Origin of the sequence: Butyrivibrio sp. INlla14 (assembly GCF_900102515.1) — a bacterium.
In the GTDB taxonomy this organism is placed as follows: domain Bacteria; phylum Bacillota; class Clostridia; order Lachnospirales; family Lachnospiraceae; genus Butyrivibrio.
This window is the reverse complement of record NZ_FMVS01000012.1, coordinates 56,654-79,155: the sequence shown is the minus strand read 5'-3', so window position 1 is coordinate 79,155 and position 22,502 is coordinate 56,654. Positions and strand designations below refer to the sequence as shown.

Below are 22,502 nucleotides of genomic sequence, written 5' to 3'. Positions count from 1 at the left end.
CATTGTAGGGAATTTTGGAGGTTGATTTGGGATATAAGCTGCTGTTCATAACCCATAGTCTTAATAATACCGGTGCTCCGCTGGTCCTTTTGGATGCCATGAGGGCCTGCAGGAAAGAGGGGCATTCCGTGGATGTGGTTGCTATGGAAGATGGGCCTCTTCGTGAAGTGATGGAGAATGAGGGCGTATTTGTAACAGTAGCGGACAATTTCCTGGATGAGCTTTCCATGTGGCAGGGGATTTTTGGAAAGTTTGACGCGGTGGTTGCCAATACCCTGGTCTGCATTGAGGCGGTTTATGCCCTGAATACAACTAAAGTTCCCACTATGTGGTGGATTCATGAGCATGAGTACTGGTTTGAGTATTATCAGCAGATTTTGCCAAAGCCAGCGGATTTACATTCAAATATCAAGGTATACGGGGTAAGCCCTCTGACCAATGAGTTTATTAAGAAATACTGCGGGTATGAGACTAAGCTTCTTTCCTTCGGAATAAAGGATGTAAAAGAGAAAATGCCAGCCTCTGGGGATGAAGATACCGGGAAAGTCAGGTTTATATGCCCGGCTACCTATTCACATGTTAAGGGCCAGGATCTTCTATGCGAAGCGGTCCGAAGGCTCCCTTCGGATGTTAGAGAGAAGTGTGAGTTTATAATGTGCGGTGCCACCATGGAATCAGAGGATGATTATTACTCTACACTCCTTAATGCTGAACGGGAGGTAAAAGAACTTAAGGTACTAGGTACACTTCCTCATGATGAAGCTCTTTTGATGATAAGTAAGTGCGACTATGTGGTGGTGCCATCAAGGCTTGAGCCATTTTCCGCCACAGCGGTGGAAGCCATGATGCTGGGGAGAATTCCTGTGGTTTCAAGTGTCTGTGGCGTGACTGAGTGGATAAAACACGGCGAAAATGGATTTGTGTTCGAAACAGAAAATGTGGATTCACTGGCAGATGCACTGAGGCACTGCGTTTCATTGAGACTTACAAATGGAGAAAATCCGGAAAGCAGAGCTAATTGCGCGGCGCAGGATTTAAATTATCAGGAAATAGCTGATAAAGCCAGAGAAACCTACGAAGAGTTTTTTAGTATGGATGCTTTTTCAAGACACTTTATGGATGAACTGATGGAGATTATATGAAAAAAGTAAGCGTAGTTATTCCAGCCTATAACGCCCATGATACACTGGCTCGCTGCCTGGGAAGCCTTGTAAATCAGACTCTTCAGGATATGGAGGTAGTGGTTGTTAATGATGCCTCCAAGGATGACACCATCGATATTTGTAACAGGTGCAAGGCTGCGTTTCCTGACAGGGTGGTTGTTGTTGACAGCAAGGAAAACCTTGGCTGCGGAGGAGCCAGGAGTCTTGGACTTGATGCAGCCTCCGGAGAGTTTATCGGAATGGCAGATGCGGATGACTATGTGGCGCCGACCATGTATGAAAAGTTATATGAGAAGGCCATTGAAACTGGGGCAGACATTGTGGATTCAGGGTTTTATGCAGAGGCTACAGATACAGCTCTTTTGAAGGTAAGTGATGACCTGGCAGGAGACCTTGATGATATTAAGCGCTCAAGGCTTATTGTCAGCGGTGGCTATCTAGTCACCAAGATTTTCAGGCGTGAGATTTTTGAAGAACCCAAAGTCCGAATGCAGCGCAATATGGCGGCCTTAGAGGATCTTGAGATTTTTACTTATTCGTTTTTAAGAGCCAGGAGAATTGCCGCGGTAAAAGAGATTTTTTACAACTATTGTGACACGGCAGGGTCTAACACCAAGATGATGGATCTGGATAAATACTATGATGCAGTTTACAGGGCTATGCAGGGGACTTATGACAAGTGCCATGACAGGCCGGAATACCCCGGATGCCAGATGGCCATTGAGTTTATGATGGCCAATGTGTATTCATATGCAGTCAACAGATGTTTGTACAACCAGATTGCAAGGCTCGGGGCAGATAAGAGAAATGTGAAGAGGTATTTTGAAGGACTTCCTTCCAAGGAACTCTCTATGATAAAAGAGCTGGTGGCTCTTAGAAACGAAGTAATAAAGATTCCTTTTGAAGAGAATGATTTTATTATGAGCAAGATTGCAGAGCTTGACCTGGCAATCCTGAAAGAGTGCGAGATGAGGTTTGGGGCGTGAATTTCAAGTATTTTCGGGCGAGGGAGTTCTTTTACCAGACATTGACATCTAGGACTATTGGATATATTATTATTCGAGTCTAAATGCCATAAAGGTATCTGAGCAACTCGCTCGTGATTCCCTATATTGTGAGTTTTTTTATGAAGTTTGTTTTATTATTTTAATAATCTTTCTTTTTTCAGTGAATCTGACTCCTTTATGACGTTTAGGTAAAACTAGCAAAGGAGAAAAGAGATTGGGCAAAAAGGATATTTTGTCGAATGAATATCTTGGTAATTCAGAGAGATTTGCTGACATATTCGATTATTATCTGCATGATGGAAAAGGAGTTATAAAAGCTGAGGATTTGGTCGAACTGGATTCTAAAGAGCTAATGGCTTTTTTGGATTCTGTTAAGTCTACTTATTTTTCTAAGCTAAGAGACATAATAAAGTCGTGTAGTATCAAAATGGATGGCAGGGTGGTTTATGTTCTTTTGGGCATAGAGAACCAGACTGCTATGGACCGTTCAATGCCGGTTAGGGCTAGCTTATATGATGCAATCAACTATACAAATCAGATTAGGAAAATAGCAGAGAAAAACAGAACTGAAAAACTATTGGACGAAGGGGATGATTTTTTATCGGGGCTAAAAGTAAGTGATAGAATAGTCCCCATTATAACTCTTGTGGTATATTGGAATGATAAGGAATGGTCTGGACCACGAAACCTATCAGATTTGTATTTGGAGGTTCCATCTGAAATTAAAAGGTATTGTAATGATTACAGATTAAATATTATTACACCACATGATATTACTGATTTCAAAAAGTTTAAGACAGAAGTTGGAGATGTCTTTGAGTTTATCAAAAGACAGAATGAAGATAATTTATTAGCAGAAATGCAATCTGAGCATGAGGAGGACTGGTGCATGAGCGTTGAGTCGATTAATGTGATCAATGAGTTTACTGGTGCCAACATCCCCACAGATAAGCAAGAAGGAGGAAAGGTCAAGATGTGCAGAGCCACAGAAGCGATATTTGAGCAGGGAGTTGAACAGGGAATACGTGTTTTTATAGAGGATAAGCTTGAAGATGGCGTAGATGATGAAACTATTGTAAATAAGCTTGTGTCTAGGTTTGAACTTACAGAAGATAAGGCAAAAGAGTATCTGGAACAGTGTAAAGAAGCTGAGAAATGATGGATGGTCAAGCAATATTGACCTAGTGCTAACAACGATATGAATATAGCCAAAGAGCTAATTCTGGTAAGTTTATATGAACATTCTTCTCTACGATTTCCTAAATTCATATATTCAGTATGACCTTGTGCATTACCTTGAAAAGGCAGGGCATAAGTGCGCAAATGTGCTGTACAGAGAGGGTGTTGACAAGTACGAAGACGAGAAGTTTACTGCCAGGATGGAAAAAGACTTAGATGGCGGAAGTTTTGATCTAGTGCTGACCACAAACTTCTGGCCGGTGGTGTCAAAGGTTTGTAACAGGCGTGGAATCAAGTATGTGTCATGGTTCTTTGATTCTCCGCCCAATTTGCCAACTGCGGAGTGCATGGAGTATGAGTGCAATAGGATTTTCTTTTTCGCAAGGGCTGATTATGAGCGGTATAAGGCTCTGGGGCTATCCAATGTGTATTACCTGCCTCTTGCAGTTAATGCAGAGAGGCTTAGCACTTTGCGGGTTGACGAAAAAAAATATGGCTGTGAGATTTCTTTTGTTGGAAAGTTATATGAGTCCATGCTTCCGGCTATGATGTCCCATATGGATGAATATCAGAGGGGATACATTGATGGCGTTGTGAAGACGCAGCTGCAGCTATATGGCGGATATATTGTGGATGATGTGATAACAGAGGAATTTTCGGAAAGCGTAAGAAAGCGCTACCGCCAGCTTTCTGAGAAGGCTATCCAGATAAGCCGCATGGAACTGGCTTGGGCGGTGGCTTCCCACGTGACGCACCTGGAGAGGATGACGCTACTTAGCGTATTGTCAGGGCGACATCAGGTCAAACTCTATACCTTTGAGCTGACTGAGGATGAGAGGCGAATTCTCCCAAAGGTGGAGTATTGTGGCTCTGTGGACTACCTTGATGAGATGCCGCAGGTATTTGCGGCAAGTAAGATCAATCTGTGCCCAGTTCTTAAGGCAAATAGGTCAGGAATCCCCCTTCGGGCACTAGATGTAATGGGGGCTGGTGGATTTCTTTTATCAAGTTATCAGAGTGAGCTGGCAGAGTATTTCTATGATGGGCAGGAATGCGTGCTGTATACATCCCTTGAGGATGCCATAGCCAAGGCGGACTTTTACCTGGCCCATGAGGATATCAGGCAGCAGATTGCGGCAGCAGGTAGGGCCCGGATTCAAGAAGCCTTTGGATATGAGGACAGGATTGAGGCACTACTAAGTGTGTAATGCCAGAGATAAAGACTACTTATAGTGACATGAACATACAGATGAATATTTGGCGAAAAATATTGGATATATAGATGTAGTGGGCAAAATAGTGATTTGGTGGTGCATCTAATGCGACACGGAGTGGATTTCTTTCGAGATGAGATCAGGAATGGTTTCTACATACCGACAGCGGTTAAGCAGTCCTGGGCTGCTGCTCTTGACGTGCTCTGGGAGATTGACAGGATATGTTGCGCTCACAATATCAGATATTTTGCGGATTGGGGGTCTTTCCTTGGCGCTGTGCGTCACGGTGGTTTTGTGCCCTGGGACGATGACCTTGATATTTGCATGCTGAGGGATGATTACGAGAAGTTTCGGGCAGTTTGTGACGCAGAACTTCCCGATAATTATTGCATCCATGATTACGAGAGACATCAGGGACACTGGCTTTTTCTTGCAAGAGTGGTGAACAACAATCATATCAGATTCGATGATGAACATCTTTTAAATAACTATAATTTTCCGTGGCTTTCAGGAGTAGACATCTTCCTGAAGGACTATCTTTATGATGATCCGGCAAAAGAAAAAGAGAGAGACGATAGGATAATGCGCCTTCTGGCAGAAGCAGAGCCCTATATTACAGAGCTTGAGAAGACAAGCGGTGATAAGGGAAGTATTTCCCCAAATGATATTTCTGGTAGAACTGGAAATGACGCTGGACATAATGAAGCTGCGCTTATAAAGGCAGTGGATCTGTACAGGCGTGCGGAAAGCATCATGGCGGAAGTGGCGTCTCCATCTGAAATAGATGAAAAGACTGGTTCGAATAATACGCATCATATAGGGCAGATTTTTCCCTGGATTTTAAAGGGCGGAAAAGGAGAGAAACTTGAATACTACAAAGAGACTGTGTACCTGCCCTTTGAAGATACCCTTATTCCAGTCCCTGCCTGCTACAACAAGGTATTAAGCGGCCGCTATGGTGATTACAATGTAGTAAAAAAGGGAGTAGCAGGCCATGATTATCCTTCTTTTGAAGGCCAGAGAAAGGCATTTGAAAGTGAGACAGGAGCGGCACTTCCACAGTTTTCTTTTGATAAAAAAATGCTGGAGAGGCCAGAGCCTTTCTGTAATGATAAGGGACGAAATCTGAATCCGGCGGAAGCAGCTAGTGCAAGCTGTTCGGAGCAGATGGCTGTACATGAGCGAAATAGGAGAGAAGTTTTGTTTCTTCCAGTTGGGCCTTCTGAGTGGAAGAGCCTTGAGAACTCTTTTATAAAAGAGTGTGCAGATTCTGATACAGACGTATATGTGGTGCCACTTCCTCTTATGCACAGGGATTTCTACGGACGAATCCAGAGCACAGACGAGGAAATCCTTGAGGCTGAGCATTTTGAGGATTATGTGAGGATTTTAGAAGAGTTGGAGAGTAGGAGTCGCGATAACGAATCAGGTGAGAATGATTGTTGTAACAATGAGGCAGAATGCGGCTGGAACAGAGATGGCGAAAAATGTGATACCAAAATTTGCCATGATGAAAGTAGCGATGAAAACAGTGCTGATGCCGGTAGTGTGAATCTTGATCATGTTTATTTGGTTGGCTTTACAGATTTTGATCTAGCAGAGCACTGCCCAGATAGAATATACATCCAAAATCCGTACGATGAGTGGAATCCAGTCCTCACGGTGCCAGAGTATTACTATTCAAGAAATCTTCGAAACTTTACCCGTGAACTTATTTACATTCCTATTGGCCCTGTGGGTGAGTATACAGAAAATGATCTTCCGGATATGCTTGGTATGCAGTTCTATGTCTTAAAGCCTGGTGTGATCTATGCTGACAAGGTGCTGGTTCAGTCTGAGAATATCAGAAGTCACTATGTTAAGGCGCTTACTGAATTTGCTCTTGGGGAAAATACTTCGGACTTATGTAATATATCCGGTCAGGTTTATGCAGATAATTCAAACAAAGCGTCAGAGAAAATAGAATATAGAAATTATTGGGAGAACAAGATTATTGCTACAAGGGGGCTATATGGCTTTGATGGTAGACAAAAAGAGGAGTCTAAAAAGGAAATTCTCTTTGGCATAGCTCCCTATGAGTATTTTGAAAATAAGGATCGGTTTGAAGAGGCGCTAAGAGAGCGTATTAAGATATTTAAAGAGAATGCTGATAAAGTGGAGGCTACTATCTATCTCTATCAGCCTAAGGTTTGTGTGCCTGGAGGAACTGATACTTGTAGTAATGAACTGGAACTTTTTTATGCTAAAGTCAAGAGCCTGGCAGGAGAGGCAACAATTGATGTAGTGTACGGAAGTAGAGAAATGACTGATTCTAGGGCAGCAGCTTGTTTCGTCAGCTCTTTTACCGCATATTATGGAAGCTCCTTGCCCATCGTCCAGGAATTTATCGCACAAAAAAAGCCCGTAATGATTGCAAATTACGAGCTGTGAGTCAGATTTTCGTTTTCAAATGATTTCTTTTTTTGACTGTCGACATTATCTGCAACTGTCAATGTATTCCTGCTGCATTTTGTAAAATGGATAGTCGTGAGTAGAGACCTGTCGAACAGGAGTCATGAAGCTGCTTCCATAGCAGGCGCTGAGAACCTCCTTGAAGCCAGCAGGGATTGGGGCTTTTAGCATTTCAAAGTCTGTCTCTATAGTCTCATTATAGGCAGAAATTGGTCTGCGCATGTCGTTGGAGCGCATGGCGGCGTCCGGGTACCAGAGCATGGAGTTTGCTTCTTGTCTTGTTGTCATCTGGGCTACACTGTCAGCTAGTTTCCATAGTTCAAAGCGCACATCACCATCTCTTTTTACCTTAACGTTTAGAAGGTCTTCAAGCTGCTCAATATATCCTTCCAATTCCCCTGCATTCTTATATTTTTCGTAATCCATGGCAAGATCGTAGACTGCAATATAAATCTGCCTGATAAGCTCCCATTTTTCCTGTCTTTTTGGCACATAATCAAGAGGATAAAGATCTATTCCGGCAACATAGGGAAGCCCATAGTAGATGTCAGTTATATCCGCCTCGGAGAGGGGAGTGATATCTTTCTCAAGCTGCATAGGCCGTATGCCGCCTAGGTCAATCTTATCCCTGTTGGAAATGAAGGCCTTGGGCTGGTCGTAGCCAGGAGTTGTGTAGAAACTTCGAATTCTGCAGTATTCCGGCAGCTCTTTTTCCAGAATAAAAAGAAATCTCATATAATTGGGGCGCTCCATGCAAATATCAATATCATCATCCCAAGGTATATAGCCATTGTGGCGAACTGCACCGAGAAGCGAGCCATAGTCTAGCCAGAGTTTTATATGGTTTTTCTGGGCAATTTCCAGAACCTGGTGTAAAAGAGTGAGCTGGATTGCCCAGGCTCTTTTCATGGTTTCTGGAATCTCGAAGTCTAAGCGGGTTTCTGATTTAAAGAACTCTGCTGGGATAAAGGATGAGTCAGGTTTCATAGGTGCTCCTTGTAATCGGGTTCAAATATAGTTTTCATCTATATTGTATCATTAAAATGTGATAAAATATACTTAATACCGAATGCATTTAAGCATGGCAGAATTCAGCGCAGGCAGAAGTTAAAGACACAGTTCAGGAAGCTATTTCAGCATGCGAGGAGCGGAATATGGGTGATAAAAAGAAGGACTTTAGGCTGTGCGCATCTATGATGTGCGCAGATTACGGCAATCTGCAAAAAGAGGTAAAAGCTCTGGAAGAGGCTGGGATTGATTCCTTCCACATCGACATAATGGATGGTCGTTATGTGGATAATTTTGCTATGTCACTTTACGATATGGCTTACATCGCTAAGGTCAGCAAAAAGCCCCTTGATGTGCACCTTATGATTGAACACCCTAGGCGCAACATAGATCTTTTTCTATCTAGGCTCCGTCCTGGCGATACTGTGTACATCCACCCTGAGGCTGAGTATCATCCCTCAACCACGCTTCAAAAGATAGTTGATGCCAAGATGTATCCGGGAATTGCCATAAATCCGGGCACTTCTGTTGAGACGGTAAAAGAGATGCTGAGAATTGTGGACAGGGTTCTGGTAATGGCGGTAAATCCAGGAAATGCCAGCCAGGTGTTTCTCCCTTATGTTGGTGAAAAGATTGAGCAGCTTTTAAAGTTACGCTCCAAGATGAAATTTGAGCTCTACTGGGATGGCGCCTGCGGGCCTGAAAGGCTGCAAGAATATGCACCTCACGGTGTGGACGGATTTGTACTTGGTACAACACTCCTATTTGGGAAAAAGACAAGCTACAAGGAAATCATTTCATCTGCCAGGGCTCTGGATTTTAGCTATCTGAAGAATGAAAAAACACAAAAGAAAATTGATTATATGAGTTGATGAGACAAGAAATGGACTGCTGACTTCGTCCCTACGGACCACTTATGGTTGACTGATGAAGAAAATACGGAATGACCTGACAAATTTAACATTTCCTCCAGCTTATTTTCAGCCGGAGGTTCGAGAGGGCTTTTACATATCTACGATGATGAAACGCTACTTCGCGTCGCAGTTAAAGGTCCTTTCTTTAGTTGCGTCCATTTGCGAAAAGTACGGAATTACGTGGTATGCAGATTACGGCACACTTCTAGGGGCTGTGCGGCACGGTGGATATGTGCCCTGGGATGATGATTTTGATATTTGTATGATGCGTGATGACTATAACAAGTTTTTTGAAGTCGCGGCAAAAGAGCTGCCAGAGGGCTTTGAGATACTTACTATAGACAGAGAACCTGAATATCGCGAGTTTATAGGTCGCGTTGTCAACAGCCATGCAATTGATTTTGGAATAGCCCACATGAGAGAGTTTTACGGCTGTCCTTACACTGTTGGCATCGATATTTTCCCTTTGGACGGCCTTTACAAGGATGAGGCAAAAGAAAAAGAGCGAAGAGAAAGGGCAAATATTGCGATCAGTAAGCTAAAGGAAGCCGAGGATACCGGTAAGAGTGGGAAGCTTGTCTGGGAACTTCGGAAGAAGGTTGAAAAGATTTTTAGTGAGTGCCCTGTGAGTCAAGCCGACGATGTGGCACTCATGGTTTTCTATGCCCCCTATGGACATCATATTTTCCCCAAGGACCTTTATAAGAACATAGTCAAAATGCCCTTTGAGAACACGTATATCGATGTAAATGCCAGATATGACGAACTTCTTGAACTTGAATACGGTGATTTTATGCGGATCGTAAAGTCAGGTGGTATGCATGAGTATCCTGTTTATGCAGAGCAGGAGCGCATGCTTCGAGACCACTTTGGAAAAGATCCCTATTGTTATACCTGGGAGCCCACGCAACTTCTTTCTTCAGTGCAGAGATATGTGCAGAAGGCCAGCCAGATGCTGGCGGATAAGGTTGAAGTGAAAGATGATAACCGAGGTAATCAGGCAGAAGCAGAGAACAATTTGACTAATCCAGGTGATAACCTTGAAGAAATTGTGGATAAGTCAGCCAGTACAGGTGATTGGAGTGGTGAAATAGAAAAAAAGAAAATCGCCGTGTTTCTTCCAGTAAGGGCAAAGTGGTGGGATACAATGGAGCCTTTGTGGAAGGCATACTCAGCGGATCCTGAATATGAAGTTTACGTGCTACCTATCTTTTACTATGACTGCGATTTTGAGGGTAATATCTATGATAAGCATGATGAGAGAGCTCTTTTCCCTGAATATGTGCAGGTTTCTGACTGTGAGAAGTTTGACTTTGCAGGAATCCACCCCGATGTGATTGTGATGCAGGTTCCTTATGACGGTCACAATACGGCTATGACTGTGCATGAGTTCTTTTACTCTGCAAATCTTTTGAAATTCACTGATGAGCTAGTATATGTGCCCTATCTTGATATGGATGCGCCAGCAGAGCCAGGTGACAAGGCTTCTACAGCAATAAAGACATTTGTACAGCAAGAGGGGGTCTTTAATGCGGACAGAGTTGTGGTAAGAGACAAGGCCCTTAGGGACTTTTATGTGGAGTCCTTGGTTGAGATGACAGGGGCAGATACTGCAAGCTTCTGGAATCAGAAAGTGGTGGAGCTTGAGAGTGCTGTGAATGGACTTGGGAATGAAGGGGAAAATCTTGAAAATGGCAGGAATGGACTTGAGAATGCAGGAAACAAGCAAGTATCTCCGGGCGTAAGTGATGGAGGAAGATGTACTGACGGCGAGGAGGACAGGTGGTCTGCGTTTCTTGGGAAATATGCAGGGCGAAAGGTTATCATATACCACATTACCTTGGGATTTCTTTTGCGGGATAGGGATAGGTCAATAGACAAGATAATAAGGTCTTTCAAGATATTTGCGGATGCTGGAGATAGGGTTGTGGCGGTAATAGTACCTCAGGCCCAGGTCATTACTGAACTTCCGGAGATTGACGGTGAACTCTGGGAGAAGTATCAGGAACTTGTAGGAAAGCTTGAACAAGGGAATATATCTAATTGTATATATGATCCAAATGGCTTTTCACTTGAACATATGGACAAGTGGGCTGGCTACTACGGCGATGCCGCGCCACTTGTCAGGGAGTGCGTAAACCGCGGAATTCCGGTGATGATTGAGAATATTGATGTGTGATGGTTTGTATTTGATACTATTCTGCGGAGTGATGCATGCAAAAGTGATGGAATGGTTAAGTTTGTAGGTTGTTGTGTATTTTGTAAGCCTGCTATTTTAGGGGGAGTTAGCCGTTTATCGAGGAAATTACCGAGCAGTACATTGAGCAGTTTAGTGAGAAATGCACAAAGCAATTTACAGTGTGATACACAGAGCAATGTATTGAGCATTTTATTGAGTAAGATATTGAGTGGTTTATACGCAATAAGAGGAATTGCCGTTTTCATATAATAGTAAAAAGTAGATTGAACAGGACTAGTTTATATGAAAATGAAAGAAAAGGGGATTTCATATAAGGCAAAAATTGGATTGCGCACGAGGAATTTATACGAAAAAGTAAAAAGATAGATTTGTGTGTAATAAGATAAAATTGGTTTTGTACAATTGGTTTATACGAAAAGTGGTAATAACTGGGATTGCATGTAATAGCCGGTAGAGAAAGTTTTCAAACAAGCTTATATGAAATTTGTGGAAGCTATGATTTTCGTGTAATAGGCAATACTTGTGGGTGATAATAGGATTACATGCAAATCTAATGTATGCAGGTTTCGTATAATGCACGCAGACAGAAGTAAGAAAGCAAGCTTATACGCAAGTAAGGAAAATGCTGGCTTTCGTATAAAACCCAGAGTCAGAAGCACAAAAGCAAGCTTATATGCAAGCTAGTCCAACGACGGATTTCGTGCAAAATAGCAGAAATAGGATGCTGGAGAGAACTCAAGAAGCCTCCAAAAGCCCAAGAAGCCGTACATGTTGAGAAGTTGTCCGGCATGTTTTATAATGTACGTTGATTTATCATATCACCAACATTATTTATAGCAATTGGAGATTTATTCAAATGTCAAAGAAGTTAAATGGAACCGTGATCGTTACCTACAGATGTAATGCCCGCTGCACTATGTGCAACAGATACAAGGCACCATCTGATCCCAAGGATGAAATTTCAATAGAGACAATAAAAAAGCTTCCGCCTATGTATTTTACTAACATAACAGGTGGAGAACCCTTTATCCGTGAGGATATCAAGGATATAGTAAGAGAGCTTCGCAAAAAGAGCGATAGAATCGTTATTTCCACAAATGGATTTTTCACAGATAAGATAATTGATCTGTGCAAGGAATTTCCTGACATAGGAATCAGAATTTCCATAGAAGGTCTTGAGCAGACAAATAACGAGATCCGTGGACTTCCGGATGGCTTTAACAGAGGATATACAACTCTTAAAAAGCTCCGTGAAATGGGACTTAAGGATGTAGGCTTTGGTATGACAGTGCAGGATAGGAATGCTCCTGATCTGTGCGAACTTTACAAGCTGTCTGATGAGCTTGATATGGAGTTTGCTACAGCCTCACTTCACAATAGCTTCTATTTTGTTGAAGCCAAGAATATCATACATGACAGGCCAATGGTGGCTGAGCACTTTGAGGAACTTATCAACATGCTCCTTAAGTCAAAGAGTCCCAAGAAGTGGTTCAGAGCGTACTTTAACCACGGCCTTATCAATTATATTTATGGGCAAAAGAGACTTCTTCCATGCGACATGAGTTTTGATACCTTCTTTATTGATCCATACGGAGACGTTATGCCTTGTAATGGAACCAAGGATAAAGAGGTTATGGGAAACCTTAACACTCAGAGCTGGGATGAACTCTGGAATTCAGAGCAGGCAGAAAGAGTTAGAAAAGTTGTTAGGCACTGTGACAGAAACTGCTGGATGATTGGTTCAGTTTCACCTGCGATGCACAAATACATCTGGGTTCCTGCCTGGTGGGTAATTCGTCACAAGTTCAAGGCTCTTTTCATGAAGAAGCCTTACTCAATGTATGAACTCAAGGTGGTAAGAGACTTGCGTGATGGCAAGGTTACTAAGGAAGAATTAGATAAATGCAGCACTTGCGATATGTGTGCTGTAGCAAATGACGGGTTGAAAAAGTGACAGAGAGACTTCGGGGATTTTCTAAAAAGAAATTATTAGTACTGGATGAGCTGGCTTTATTGCTGGCTTATTTCGGTGCGCTTTTTATAAGATATAGAGAAAGATTTCACACCTGGGATGATATCTATGATGGCATGTACGTGGCACTTGCCATATTTGTGGTGCTGGTGCAGGCTATTATTTTCATGGCTTACGATGCAAAGCGTGTTGGCAGCTTTGTCCATGACGGGATCAAGAATATTGCTACAATCGTAAAGGGCAGGATAATGCTCTTCATCGCAGTTATCCTATATCTCTATGTTCTCCAGCAGGGAGTGAACTCCTCAAGATTTGTCATCGCAGCTTTTATAGGCCTTGACCTGATCTTTGTATATCTTTTCAGAAAAGTAGCTATCATCCGCTATTTAAAGCGAGTTGGAGATATCAAAGAGGAAGTTTTGGAGCTGTATGCACCATTTCCAAGTGATCAAGAGATAAAAGAAATGGTGAAGTCAGGCAATTACGCTAAGGCGCTTATTCATGACAGAAATATATGTAGTGATACAAATAGAGATACAGATAGAGTAATCAAAACTCTTGAAGACTGTGGCCTTCATCCTTATGTAGCCCTCAAAGCTCTGGATTATCAGGTTCGTGGCGGTATTGTCAGCGATATCAGGGATTATGCGGCAGTTCCCTTTACAGTGCGTTCTGAAAAATGTGATGTCTTCGGCATTCACTACGCTGTTGCAAGGACGGAAGAAGCGGTTCTTCATGTTAAGAGGCATATAAAGGAATTATCTGGTCAGTATATCTGCTTTTCTAATGTACATACCTCTGTTATGGGAAAAGAAAATGCGGATTACAGAAAGGTACTTAACGAAGCTGCTTTTGTATTTCCTGATGGCAATCCTATAGCTCAGTTCCAGCACAAGGAAGGATTTGAACTGTCAGAAAGAGTGGCAGGCCCTGATTTTATGGAGCATATGTTCAGGGCAACTGCTGATGGAAGCCTTAGTCATTTCTTTTACGGAGCATCCCAGAAAACACTGGATGAGCTTAAAAAGAACCTGAAAGAAAAGTACCCTGGCATCGTGATAAAGGGCATGTTCTCTCCGCCTTTTAGAGCAATCACTGAGGAAGAGGATAAGTCTTATGTTGAGATGATCAACAACTCAGAAGCTGACATTGTTTGGATTGGTCTTGGCGCGCCCAAGCAGGAAAAGTGGATGAATGCACACAAGGACCAGATAAAAGGCGTTATGATGGGGGTTGGAGCTGGCTTTGACTTCCACGCAGGAACAATTAAGAGAGCTCCAAAGTGGATTCAGAATATCGGCTTTGAGTGGCTTTACAGACTGTTCCAGGATCCAAGGCGTCTTGTAAAAAGATATCTCGTGACTAACGCGAAGTATTTGTGGTATCAGACGATTGATAAATTGAGAAGATAAGAACCAACAGTTTACTAAAGTATGATCTACAGAAAGAGTGCGATATAATAGATAAATTTGCGGCGGAAAAAGATGAAATCAGATTTTCTAAAAAAAATTAAAGATAATAGAGCGCAGATTGGAGAAGGCATATACCTTCTCTATTTTGCTGTTATGATAGCTGTTAAGGCCTTTGGATTTTATGAGGGACAGATGATATTTAATTTGTCTCTTTTATTTGTATTTGGACTATTTGCAATTAAGATGCTGATGACAAAGCATACTATAAAGGAATACGCAGTAGTTGCATTCTTTATACTGCTTGCAGGAATTGTGTACGTTAACACAGGCGAAAAGGGACTTATCCTGTACTTTTGCATGATGCTTGGAATGAAGCAGGTAAGTGTTCTTAAGGTTGTGAAGACGGGCGCAATAGTATCTGGTATTATAACGTTATTTAAGATATTCACTGGTGTGTTTGGCCTGGCAGAAGAGATATATTATCCACAGGAGAGAGCTGGCATTGGCCTGATGTTCAGGCATGGACTTGGCTATGCTCATCCAAACAGTCTTCACATGACAGTGTTGTCAGTTATGATGCTGGTTATGTACTATGTTAGCAAGAGCCTGATGCGCGAAAAAAACACAATTAAACTCATAATATTCTCAGTCCTTGCGTTCTTATTTAACCTCTATATATTCCAGTATTCCGGCAGTAGAACTGGCCTTCTTGCAGGAACAGCTTACCTTATTATCAATCTGTGGTTTTGTCTTAGGGAGAAACCTGGAATCCTTGAAAAAATCGCTTGTTATATTTCTTTTCCAGGGACATGCTTTATAGCAATCGTTATGCCATTTATACTGCCAGAGAGCGTATTTAGAAAAATTGATACGACAATATTTACTACCAGATTTTCTATAGCCAAGTACTTCTGGTCCAACAATTCTCCGGCGCTTTTTGGAATCAGGTTGAATAATCCTGATGAGTGGATGTCTACTTATGGTATTGATATGTCTCAGCTATATCTTTTCCTGCAGCTTGGAATTGTGACCTTTGTAGTCATGGCCTGCCTTACTATGTGGTTTATCCACTACAGCCTGAAAAATTCCCACATGGCTGAACTTGCAGTTTTAATGGGAATGCTGGTGATGGGTATCTGGGAGCCACATTTATACAATCTTTCATTCAAGAATTTTGTATTTGTATTTATGGGAGCAGCTATCTATACGGCTTTGGCTGGCAACAGAAAATCAGATGATATTGGAAATTCATGGATTAGTTCCATGCCAGTAGCTGTACTTATCAAGGGCATATGCTTTGGAGCGGCAGCCGGAATAGCTTCTATTATGTTGTTTTATCTTTTAACCCAGGAACCATCTGCCTTCTACGGCAGCAGAGAATTAAATGAATCTGGCAGAAGCCTTGGAATGGAAGCTACTTACCTTACAAAAGAAGAGGCTCAGGAATTGAAAACTCAGGGAAACTATATTGTAGGCTATGTTGATGAAAGTACGCCTATGTATAAGTTTGACAGCCAGATAGCGCTTATGGAGTACGAAAGACGCGGGTTGAGTACCGGAGTATTTGCGGGAATGGCTACTGGCCTTGCTTCTGTAGTTCTTTTAACAAGGAAAAAGAAAAAAGAATATCAGAGATGAACAAGTCAGCACACTAGTACTTGGATTATTGAATAAATATGTTACAATGTTATGGCGTGGGACTATGATTTGGATGCTGTTTTGCAGGGAGAGACAATATATGCTTCCAATGATCTTTAGGAACCTGCATATATTATTATAAATATGGGGAAAATCATATGAGCAACAAGTATAAGACGCTTCAGACCTATGTACTCCTTGCAATTGACATGGCGTGCATAATTGTGACCTACATTTTCTTTTCGTGGCTGCGATTCAACAACAACAATGACTGGGGAGATAAAACGCTTCATTATATGGTATGCGTTGTGTTTCTCCTATTTTGCGTGGGCTACGCATTTTTGGCAGACTGGAACAGAGACTTCATAATAAGGGGTTATCTGTCAGAATTTTTATATGTGATACGCTTTATGGCTATCATGATACTGGCCTCAATGTCCATGGTATTCTTCCTGGGCTGGTCCAATATTTTGTCCAGATTTGTAGTTCTTAACTTTATCTGGGGAGATATTCTTCTTACTTATATAGTGAGGATCATCTTCAAGAAGTTCTTTAGAAAGTACATCTCAAGCGACCTCAATGTAGAGAGAGTCGTTGTGGTTTCAGAGAAGGCTCTGATGGAGCAGACTATCAAGAAACTTGTGGAGAACAGTAAGGGTGTTGGCTACAAGGTTGTAAGAGCATACTGCGTGGATTCAGAAGCTGATGGAGATTCATCAGAGGAATGGTACATCGATGGAGTTCATATTCATCATGGAATCCAGAACCTTACAGAGCGCCTTATAACTGATCCTTTCGATGAAGTATTTATCAACACTCCTAACATTCCTCAGCGCGAGATGCAGGATATTATCCTTGGCTTTGAGGAGATGGGTGTTACAACTCACTATAACCTTGAACTTCCAGATGTAGGCAAGGCTGCAACAAACGTTGGAGATTTCCTGGATTACTCAGTTATTACATATACAATGTTCCACACTAGCTATAAGAGACTCTTCATCAAAAGAGTCATCGATATCCTGGGCGGAATCGTAGGAATCATACTTACAGGAATTATTACTCTTTTCCTTGCGCCTGCAATCAAGCTTGATTCACCAGGACCTGTCTTTTTCTCACAGGTGAGAATTGGTAAGAACGGAAGACGTTTCAAGATCTACAAGTTCAGATCTATGTATACTGATGCAGAAGAGCGCAAGAAAGAGCTTGAGGCTCAGAATGAGATGAATGGTCTTATGTTCAAGATGGAGAACGACCCAAGAGTAACTAAGGTTGGTAAGTTCATCAGAAAAACTAGTCTTGATGAGTTTCCACAGTTCCTCAACGTCCTTAAGGGCGATATGAGCCTTGTTGGAACAAGACCACCGACAGAGAATGAGTTTAAGCAGTACAATGAGCATTACAGAAGACGTCTGTCTATGACACCAGGTCTTACAGGACTGTGGCAGATCAGTGGTAGAAGTGATATCGAGGATTTCGATGAGGTAGTTAAGCTTGATCTTCGCTACATCGACAACTGGAGCCTTACTGAGGACTTCAAGATCCTTCTTAAGACAGTTGGCGTTGTTCTCTTCGGACGTGGCGCCAAGTAACTTATAAATATATGGTCAGTGGACGCATCTTGCTGTGAGGTGCGTTTCTGCTGATTGCAGATAATAGGAATTTGAAATGTTAGATAAGAATATTGATTTAAATGGTAAAAGAGTTCTTGTCACAGGAGCGGCAGGCTTTATCGGTGCTAATCTGTGCATGGAACTTGTAAAAAGATATAAAGATATCAGGATTCTTGGTATCGACAACATGAATGATTATTATGATGTTGGTATCAAGAAGGATAGACTCAAGGCCATTGCAGAGCTTGTTAAGGACAATGGACAGGCTGGAGAGTACGGAGTTTGCGAGACTATCGGTTCTTCGGATTTTGTATTCTACAAGGGCAGCATTGCTGACAGATCTTTTGTGGACAAGGCTTTTGCCGAGTTTAAACCTGAGGTTGTAGTAAACCTTGCGGCCCAGGCGGGGGTTCGCTATTCAATAGAGAATCCTGATGCCTATATTGAGTCAAATATTATTGGCTTTTACAATATTTTGGAGGCCTGCCGTCATTCCTATGATGGGATAGATGCAGATAATGCTGACTATCGCGGCGTTGAGCATCTTGTTTATGCTTCTAGTTCAAGCGTTTACGGCTCTAACAAGAAGATTCCATATAGCACAGACGACAAGGTTGATAATCCGGTATCTCTTTATGCTGCTACCAAGAAGTCCAATGAACTTCTGGCACATTCCTATTCTAAGCTCTATGGAATTCCTAGCACAGGTCTTCGTTTCTTTACAGTATATGGACCAGCAGGAAGACCAGATATGGCCTACTTTGGATTTACAAGCAAGCTCGTTAAGGGCGAGACTATCAAGATCTTTAACTATGGCAATTGTAAAAGAGATTTCACCTTCGTTACAGATATTGTTGAAGGCGTCATCAATGTGATGGGAACTGCTCCTTCTGAAAACGAGAACGGTGTAAAATATAAGGTTTATAATATTGGTAACAACGATCCTGTAAATCTTCTTGATTTTGTGGATATCCTTCAGCAGGAACTTATAAGCGCTGGTGTTCTTCCACAGGACTATGATTTTGAGGCTCACAAGGAACTTGTTCCAATGCAGCCTGGAGATGTAGAAGTAACTTATGCCGATGTGACTCCACTTCAGGAAGACTTTGGATTTAAGCCTTCTACACCGCTTAGGGATGGACTTAGGTCTTTTGCCAAGTGGTACAAGCAATATTACAATAACTAATTTGGGAGAATTTTAGAAATGCCAATTAGAGTTAACAGTTTTATGGGAAAATTTGGTTGGTTTGCAAGAAAGCATTTTCCAACCCTTGCAAGTGATGCTTACCTCAAGCTTCAGTTTATTACAAGAAGTAAATCACAGAAGGCGTATTGCGACTACTTCCTTAATTCCAAGGAAGTTCCAATGCCCAATGTTGTAAATATCGAGACTATCAACAGATGTAACTCAACCTGTTCTTTTTGTACCGCCAATGTACATGCTGAGTGCAGACCTCTTATGAAGATTGATGACGATCTTTACAAGAGCATAATCGATCAGCTTGCGGACTGGGGTTACAAGGGACATCTTACACTTTATGGTAACAACGAGCCACTTCTTGATACCAAGATTGTTGAAAGACACAAGTATGCCAGAGAGAAGCTTCCTGACAGCTTTATCTTTATGTCTACTAACGGTCTTATCCTTACAATTGATAAGGTAAAAGAGGTAGCGCCTTACATCAATCAGCTTATTATCAATAACTATTCAATGGAGATGAAGCTCCACAAGAACATTCAGGAGCTTTATGACTATGTTAAGGCTAATCCTGAGGAGTTTAAGAATCTTGATATCCAGATTCAGATGAGATACCTTCAGGAAGTTCTTACAAACCGTGCAGGAAGTGCGCCAAACAAGCAGGCTACAGAAAAGGTAATTAAAGAGACATGTCTTTTACCATTTACAGATATGTGGATCATGCCAAATGGCAAGATGGGCTTGTGCTGCTGTGATAACTTCGAGAAGACTGATTTTGGTGACCTTACAAAGATGACTCTTAAAGAGGCATGGGGCAGTGAGAGATTCCAGAAGGTTAGACGTGATATAGCAGCAGGCCGTCAGAATTATCCATTCTGTAAGCATTGTGACTTCATCGATGCCGGATTTAGAATGCAGATTGTAAATGCTATTCTTCGTGGTGATCAGGATGCTGCCAATAAGCTTGGCGGACATGAGCGAATGAAGATTGGTAACAAGAATAATCAGGATGACAATATTAAATGATTCGAGCAATCCGTATATCATAAATACAAAATGAGGGTGATTTAATGGACAAAATTGCAGTTCTTATTCCTTGTTACAATGAGGAAAAAACTATTGGGAAGGTAGTTCGCGACGCTAAGGCGGCTCTTCCTGATGCAACTATTTATGTGTATAACAATAATTCCAAGGACAGAACAGCTGAAATTGCTGCAGAGGCCGGAGCTATTGTTAGAAATGAATATATGCAGGGTAAGGGAAATGTAATCAGACGCATGTTCCGCGAGATTGATGCCCTGGTTTATGTCATGGTTGATGGAGATGATACATATCCTATGGATGCAGCTCCTGAGATGGTGGATAAAGTTCTTAACCACAATGCGGATATGGTTGTTGGAGACAGACTTTCCTCAACTTATTATCAGGAGAATAAGAGACCTTTCCACAACTTTGGAAATAACCTTGTAAGAGGCAGTATCAACAAACTCTTTGATTGCAATATCAGAGATATCATGACAGGCTTTAGAGCTTTCAGCTATGAGTTTGTTAAGACATTCCCTGTACTGTCCAAGGGGTTTGAGATTGAGACTGAGATGACTATTCACGCTGTATATAACAACATGCAGATTGATAATGTTGTCATTGATTACAGAGATCGTCCAGAAGGATCAGTTAGTAAGCTCAACACCTACTCTGACGGCTTCAAGGTTTTAAGAACTATCATGAGACTATATAGAAGCTACAAACCTTTTGGCTTCTTTACACTTATAGCAGCGCTTTTGGCACTTATTTCTGTTATTTTCTTTGTACCAATTCTGCAGGAATACTGGGCTACACACCTTGTGCCAAGGTTCCCTACGCTTATTGTGTGCTGCTTTATCATGTTGTCTGCGGTGCAGAGCTTCTTTGCCGGCGTCATATTGTCAACTATGGCTATAGGTGACAGAAGACAGTTTGAGATGCAGCTTAACATGCTCCAGAGACACAAGGAGAATGATTATAATGGGTAATACTGGGAAGAAGAGCCTGGTACTGGGCGCTTCCAGAGATTTTATATTTAGTGTACTTGCACTAGTAATTTACAACGGTGTCCTACAGCTTGTGATCAATCCTGGCCTCAATGCCAGGATTGGAGCGGAGGCTTTTGGCACCGTTCTTTATTTGATTTCATTTGTATCAATCATGGGATCGGGCTTTGGCACTGCAGCCAGCTATTCACGAATGGTGGCAGCCAAGGAGAGAACTCATGAAAACGGCGACTATAACTTGTTTTTATCTATGATCGCCGGAGTGTCATTTCTTGTGACTTTCATTTCTCTTTTTATGTTAAAAGAGCTAACGTTTGCAAGCTATATCCAGATGCTGATCCTTATGATAGTGACAGTATTTAGATATTACGCAGATGTTGAGTACAGAATGACAATCAGATTTGTGGATTACTTTTTGTTCTTTACTTCTGTATCTGTAGGTTACCTGATTGGCTTATTGATCCTGCCCTACACAGGAAGCTGGGCAATCACCCTTCTTGTGGGAGAAGTGTTCGGCATTGCCTATACAGTAGTTAGGGGAAAGATTTTCAGAGCCCCCTTTACCAAGTTATCTGCAAGCTATAAGGATAATCTTAAGTCAGCCTGGATCATATCGGCAAGTAACCTTATTGGTGCACTTATCCTGAATTCAGACAGGTTACTTCTGCGACTTGCTGTTGGCGCCAGAGAAGTAACAGTGTTCTACACAGCAAGCCTTATAGGTAAGATTGTTGCTATGCTTACAACACCGCTTAATGGCATAATCATCAGCTATTTTACTAACTATAAGATAAAGCTTGATAAAAAGAAATTTGGACTTATCGGTGTTGCAATGGCTGTATTGTCTATAATTGGAGCCTTTGTGTGCACTGTGGTTTCCATGGTGTTTGTAAAAATCATGTATCCAGATGTATTTGAAGAGGCGCAGGACTATTTCTTTCTGGCAAACCTCGGTCAGATTCTGTATTTCATCTCGGGATCTCTTATGGTCATAATCATGAGTTTTACGAAAGAGAAGATGCAGCTTGTGATCAATGTGATCTACATCGTAGCCTTTGCGGCAATTGTTGTTCCACTTACATTTATCCAGGGCCTCTTTGGTATGGCCATTGGACTTGTCGCAGTTAACTTCATCCGCCTCATAGCAACTGCAGTCATTGGTATTAGAAGATTGTGATAACGTACGGCCCTTTGGTCTGCGTCAACAAAACGCACAATTTTTGTTCCGCCAAACCAAGCACTTCACCGAGCCCAAAGCATAAGTCTCTGCGTGCAAAGGCACTTGAGACTTATTGGTCTCGATTCCGCGGTTTGGAACGTCACAAAATATTGTGCATTTTTACTGTACTAACGCGGCCTGGCCCTTTGAATACCTGAACTTATATGTGTTAGCATTATCATAGTAAATTTCTCTGGATTTCTTAAGATATTAAACACTACGAGGATGCGCATCGGTATGAGATGATAAATATGGCTAAAGCAACTGTGCTTCGTGCGTAAGTGTCA

At 41.9% G+C, this 22,502-nt stretch carries 16 protein-coding genes; 15 read left to right on the top strand and 1 reads right to left on the bottom strand.

Annotated features, from left to right (window positions below):
• Window positions 1-26: 26 nt before the first annotated feature.
• The 5 genes from BLO53_RS09535 (at window position 27) to BLO53_RS09515 (ending at window position 6,993) form a co-directional block, all read left to right on the top strand.
• A complete protein-coding gene (locus tag BLO53_RS09535) occupies window positions 27-1,142 on the top strand; it encodes a glycosyltransferase family 4 protein (RefSeq protein WP_143003229.1) in 1,116 nt (371 codons plus the stop codon).
• Window positions 1,139-2,149, top strand: coding sequence for a glycosyltransferase family 2 protein (locus tag BLO53_RS09530; protein ID WP_092060899.1), 1,011 nt, complete (start codon window positions 1,139-1,141; stop codon window positions 2,147-2,149). Before BLO53_RS09535 ends, BLO53_RS09530 begins: the two co-directional genes overlap by 4 nt.
• Window positions 2,150-2,384: 235 nt before the next feature.
• Complete coding sequence (locus BLO53_RS09525; protein WP_092060897.1) at window positions 2,385-3,329, top strand: Rpn family recombination-promoting nuclease/putative transposase; 945 nt, start codon at window positions 2,385-2,387, stop codon at window positions 3,327-3,329.
• A 76-nt stretch (window positions 3,330-3,405) separates the two neighbouring features.
• A complete protein-coding gene (locus BLO53_RS09520; RefSeq protein WP_092060895.1) occupies window positions 3,406-4,557 on the top strand; it encodes a CgeB family protein in 1,152 nt (383 codons plus the stop codon).
• A 111-nt stretch (window positions 4,558-4,668) separates the two neighbouring features.
• Window positions 4,669-6,993 (top strand): LicD family protein, encoded by a 2,325-nt coding sequence (locus BLO53_RS09515; RefSeq protein WP_092060893.1) that lies wholly within the window; start codon window positions 4,669-4,671, stop codon window positions 6,991-6,993.
• A 45-nt stretch (window positions 6,994-7,038) separates the two neighbouring features.
• Here BLO53_RS09515 and BLO53_RS09510 read toward each other — a convergent pair whose 3' ends face one another.
• A complete protein-coding gene (locus BLO53_RS09510) occupies window positions 7,039-8,001 on the bottom strand; it encodes a LicD family protein (RefSeq protein WP_092060891.1) in 963 nt (320 codons plus the stop codon).
• A 167-nt stretch (window positions 8,002-8,168) separates the two neighbouring features.
• Between BLO53_RS09510 and BLO53_RS09505 the strand changes: the two genes are divergently transcribed.
• From BLO53_RS09505 to BLO53_RS09460, 10 genes are all read left to right on the top strand, one after another.
• Window positions 8,169-8,894, top strand: coding sequence for a ribulose-phosphate 3-epimerase (locus tag BLO53_RS09505; protein ID WP_092060889.1), 726 nt, complete (start codon window positions 8,169-8,171; stop codon window positions 8,892-8,894).
• A gap of 55 nt (window positions 8,895-8,949) precedes the next feature.
• Window positions 8,950-11,115, top strand: a complete 2,166-nt coding sequence (locus BLO53_RS09500) for a LicD family protein (protein WP_092060887.1) — start codon at window positions 8,950-8,952, stop codon at window positions 11,113-11,115.
• Between the two features lie 877 nt (window positions 11,116-11,992).
• The gene (locus BLO53_RS09495) at window positions 11,993-13,090 is read left to right on the top strand and encodes a radical SAM protein (protein ID WP_092060885.1); all 1,098 of its coding nucleotides are present in this window, start codon (window positions 11,993-11,995) and stop codon (window positions 13,088-13,090) included.
• On the top strand, window positions 13,087-14,520 hold the full coding sequence (locus BLO53_RS19640) for a WecB/TagA/CpsF family glycosyltransferase (protein ID WP_242875351.1): 1,434 nt from the start codon (window positions 13,087-13,089) through the stop codon (window positions 14,518-14,520). Before BLO53_RS09495 ends, BLO53_RS19640 begins: the two co-directional genes overlap by 4 nt.
• A 72-nt stretch (window positions 14,521-14,592) precedes the next feature.
• Window positions 14,593-16,158, top strand: a complete 1,566-nt coding sequence (locus tag BLO53_RS09485) for a hypothetical protein (protein ID WP_092060883.1) — start codon at window positions 14,593-14,595, stop codon at window positions 16,156-16,158.
• A gap of 158 nt (window positions 16,159-16,316) precedes the next feature.
• The gene (locus tag BLO53_RS09480; protein WP_092060880.1) at window positions 16,317-17,747 is read left to right on the top strand and encodes a sugar transferase; all 1,431 of its coding nucleotides are present in this window, start codon (window positions 16,317-16,319) and stop codon (window positions 17,745-17,747) included.
• 76 nt (window positions 17,748-17,823) lie between these two features.
• The gene (locus BLO53_RS09475; protein WP_092060878.1) at window positions 17,824-18,954 is read left to right on the top strand and encodes an NAD-dependent epimerase/dehydratase family protein; all 1,131 of its coding nucleotides are present in this window, start codon (window positions 17,824-17,826) and stop codon (window positions 18,952-18,954) included.
• Window positions 18,955-18,972: 18 nt separating this feature from the next.
• Window positions 18,973-19,992, top strand: a complete 1,020-nt coding sequence (locus BLO53_RS09470; protein ID WP_092060876.1) for a radical SAM/SPASM domain-containing protein — start codon at window positions 18,973-18,975, stop codon at window positions 19,990-19,992.
• Between the two features lie 44 nt (window positions 19,993-20,036).
• The gene (locus tag BLO53_RS09465; protein ID WP_092060874.1) at window positions 20,037-20,978 is read left to right on the top strand and encodes a glycosyltransferase family 2 protein; all 942 of its coding nucleotides are present in this window, start codon (window positions 20,037-20,039) and stop codon (window positions 20,976-20,978) included.
• The gene (locus tag BLO53_RS09460; RefSeq protein WP_092060872.1) at window positions 20,971-22,173 is read left to right on the top strand and encodes a lipopolysaccharide biosynthesis protein; all 1,203 of its coding nucleotides are present in this window, start codon (window positions 20,971-20,973) and stop codon (window positions 22,171-22,173) included. The genes BLO53_RS09465 and BLO53_RS09460 overlap by 8 nt, the downstream gene beginning before the upstream one ends.
• Window positions 22,174-22,502 lie beyond the last annotated feature (329 nt).

What these genes read in the sequence shown, in the direction of transcription:
- BLO53_RS09530 (WP_092060899.1), top strand. Translation starts at nt 1,139, where the DNA reads ATGAAAAAAGTAAGCGTAGTTATTCCAGCCTATAACGCCCATGATACA.
- BLO53_RS09510 (WP_092060891.1), bottom strand. Translation starts at nt 8,001, where the DNA reads ATGAAACCTGACTCATCCTTTATCCCAGCAGAGTTCTTTAAATCAGAA.
- BLO53_RS09500 (WP_092060887.1), top strand. Translation starts at nt 8,950, where the DNA reads ATGAAGAAAATACGGAATGACCTGACAAATTTAACATTTCCTCCAGCT.
- BLO53_RS09465 (WP_092060874.1), top strand. Translation starts at nt 20,037, where the DNA reads ATGGACAAAATTGCAGTTCTTATTCCTTGTTACAATGAGGAAAAAACT.
- BLO53_RS09475 (WP_092060878.1), top strand. Translation starts at nt 17,824, where the DNA reads ATGTTAGATAAGAATATTGATTTAAATGGTAAAAGAGTTCTTGTCACA.
- BLO53_RS09495 (WP_092060885.1), top strand. Translation starts at nt 11,993, where the DNA reads ATGTCAAAGAAGTTAAATGGAACCGTGATCGTTACCTACAGATGTAAT.
- BLO53_RS09520 (WP_092060895.1), top strand. Translation starts at nt 3,406, where the DNA reads ATGAACATTCTTCTCTACGATTTCCTAAATTCATATATTCAGTATGAC.
- BLO53_RS09485 (WP_092060883.1), top strand. Translation starts at nt 14,593, where the DNA reads ATGAAATCAGATTTTCTAAAAAAAATTAAAGATAATAGAGCGCAGATT.
- BLO53_RS09470 (WP_092060876.1), top strand. Translation starts at nt 18,973, where the DNA reads ATGCCAATTAGAGTTAACAGTTTTATGGGAAAATTTGGTTGGTTTGCA.
- BLO53_RS09460 (WP_092060872.1), top strand. Translation starts at nt 20,971, where the DNA reads ATGGGTAATACTGGGAAGAAGAGCCTGGTACTGGGCGCTTCCAGAGAT.
- BLO53_RS09515 (WP_092060893.1), top strand. Translation starts at nt 4,669, where the DNA reads ATGCGACACGGAGTGGATTTCTTTCGAGATGAGATCAGGAATGGTTTC.
- BLO53_RS09480 (WP_092060880.1), top strand. Translation starts at nt 16,317, where the DNA reads ATGAGCAACAAGTATAAGACGCTTCAGACCTATGTACTCCTTGCAATT.
- BLO53_RS09505 (WP_092060889.1), top strand. Translation starts at nt 8,169, where the DNA reads ATGGGTGATAAAAAGAAGGACTTTAGGCTGTGCGCATCTATGATGTGC.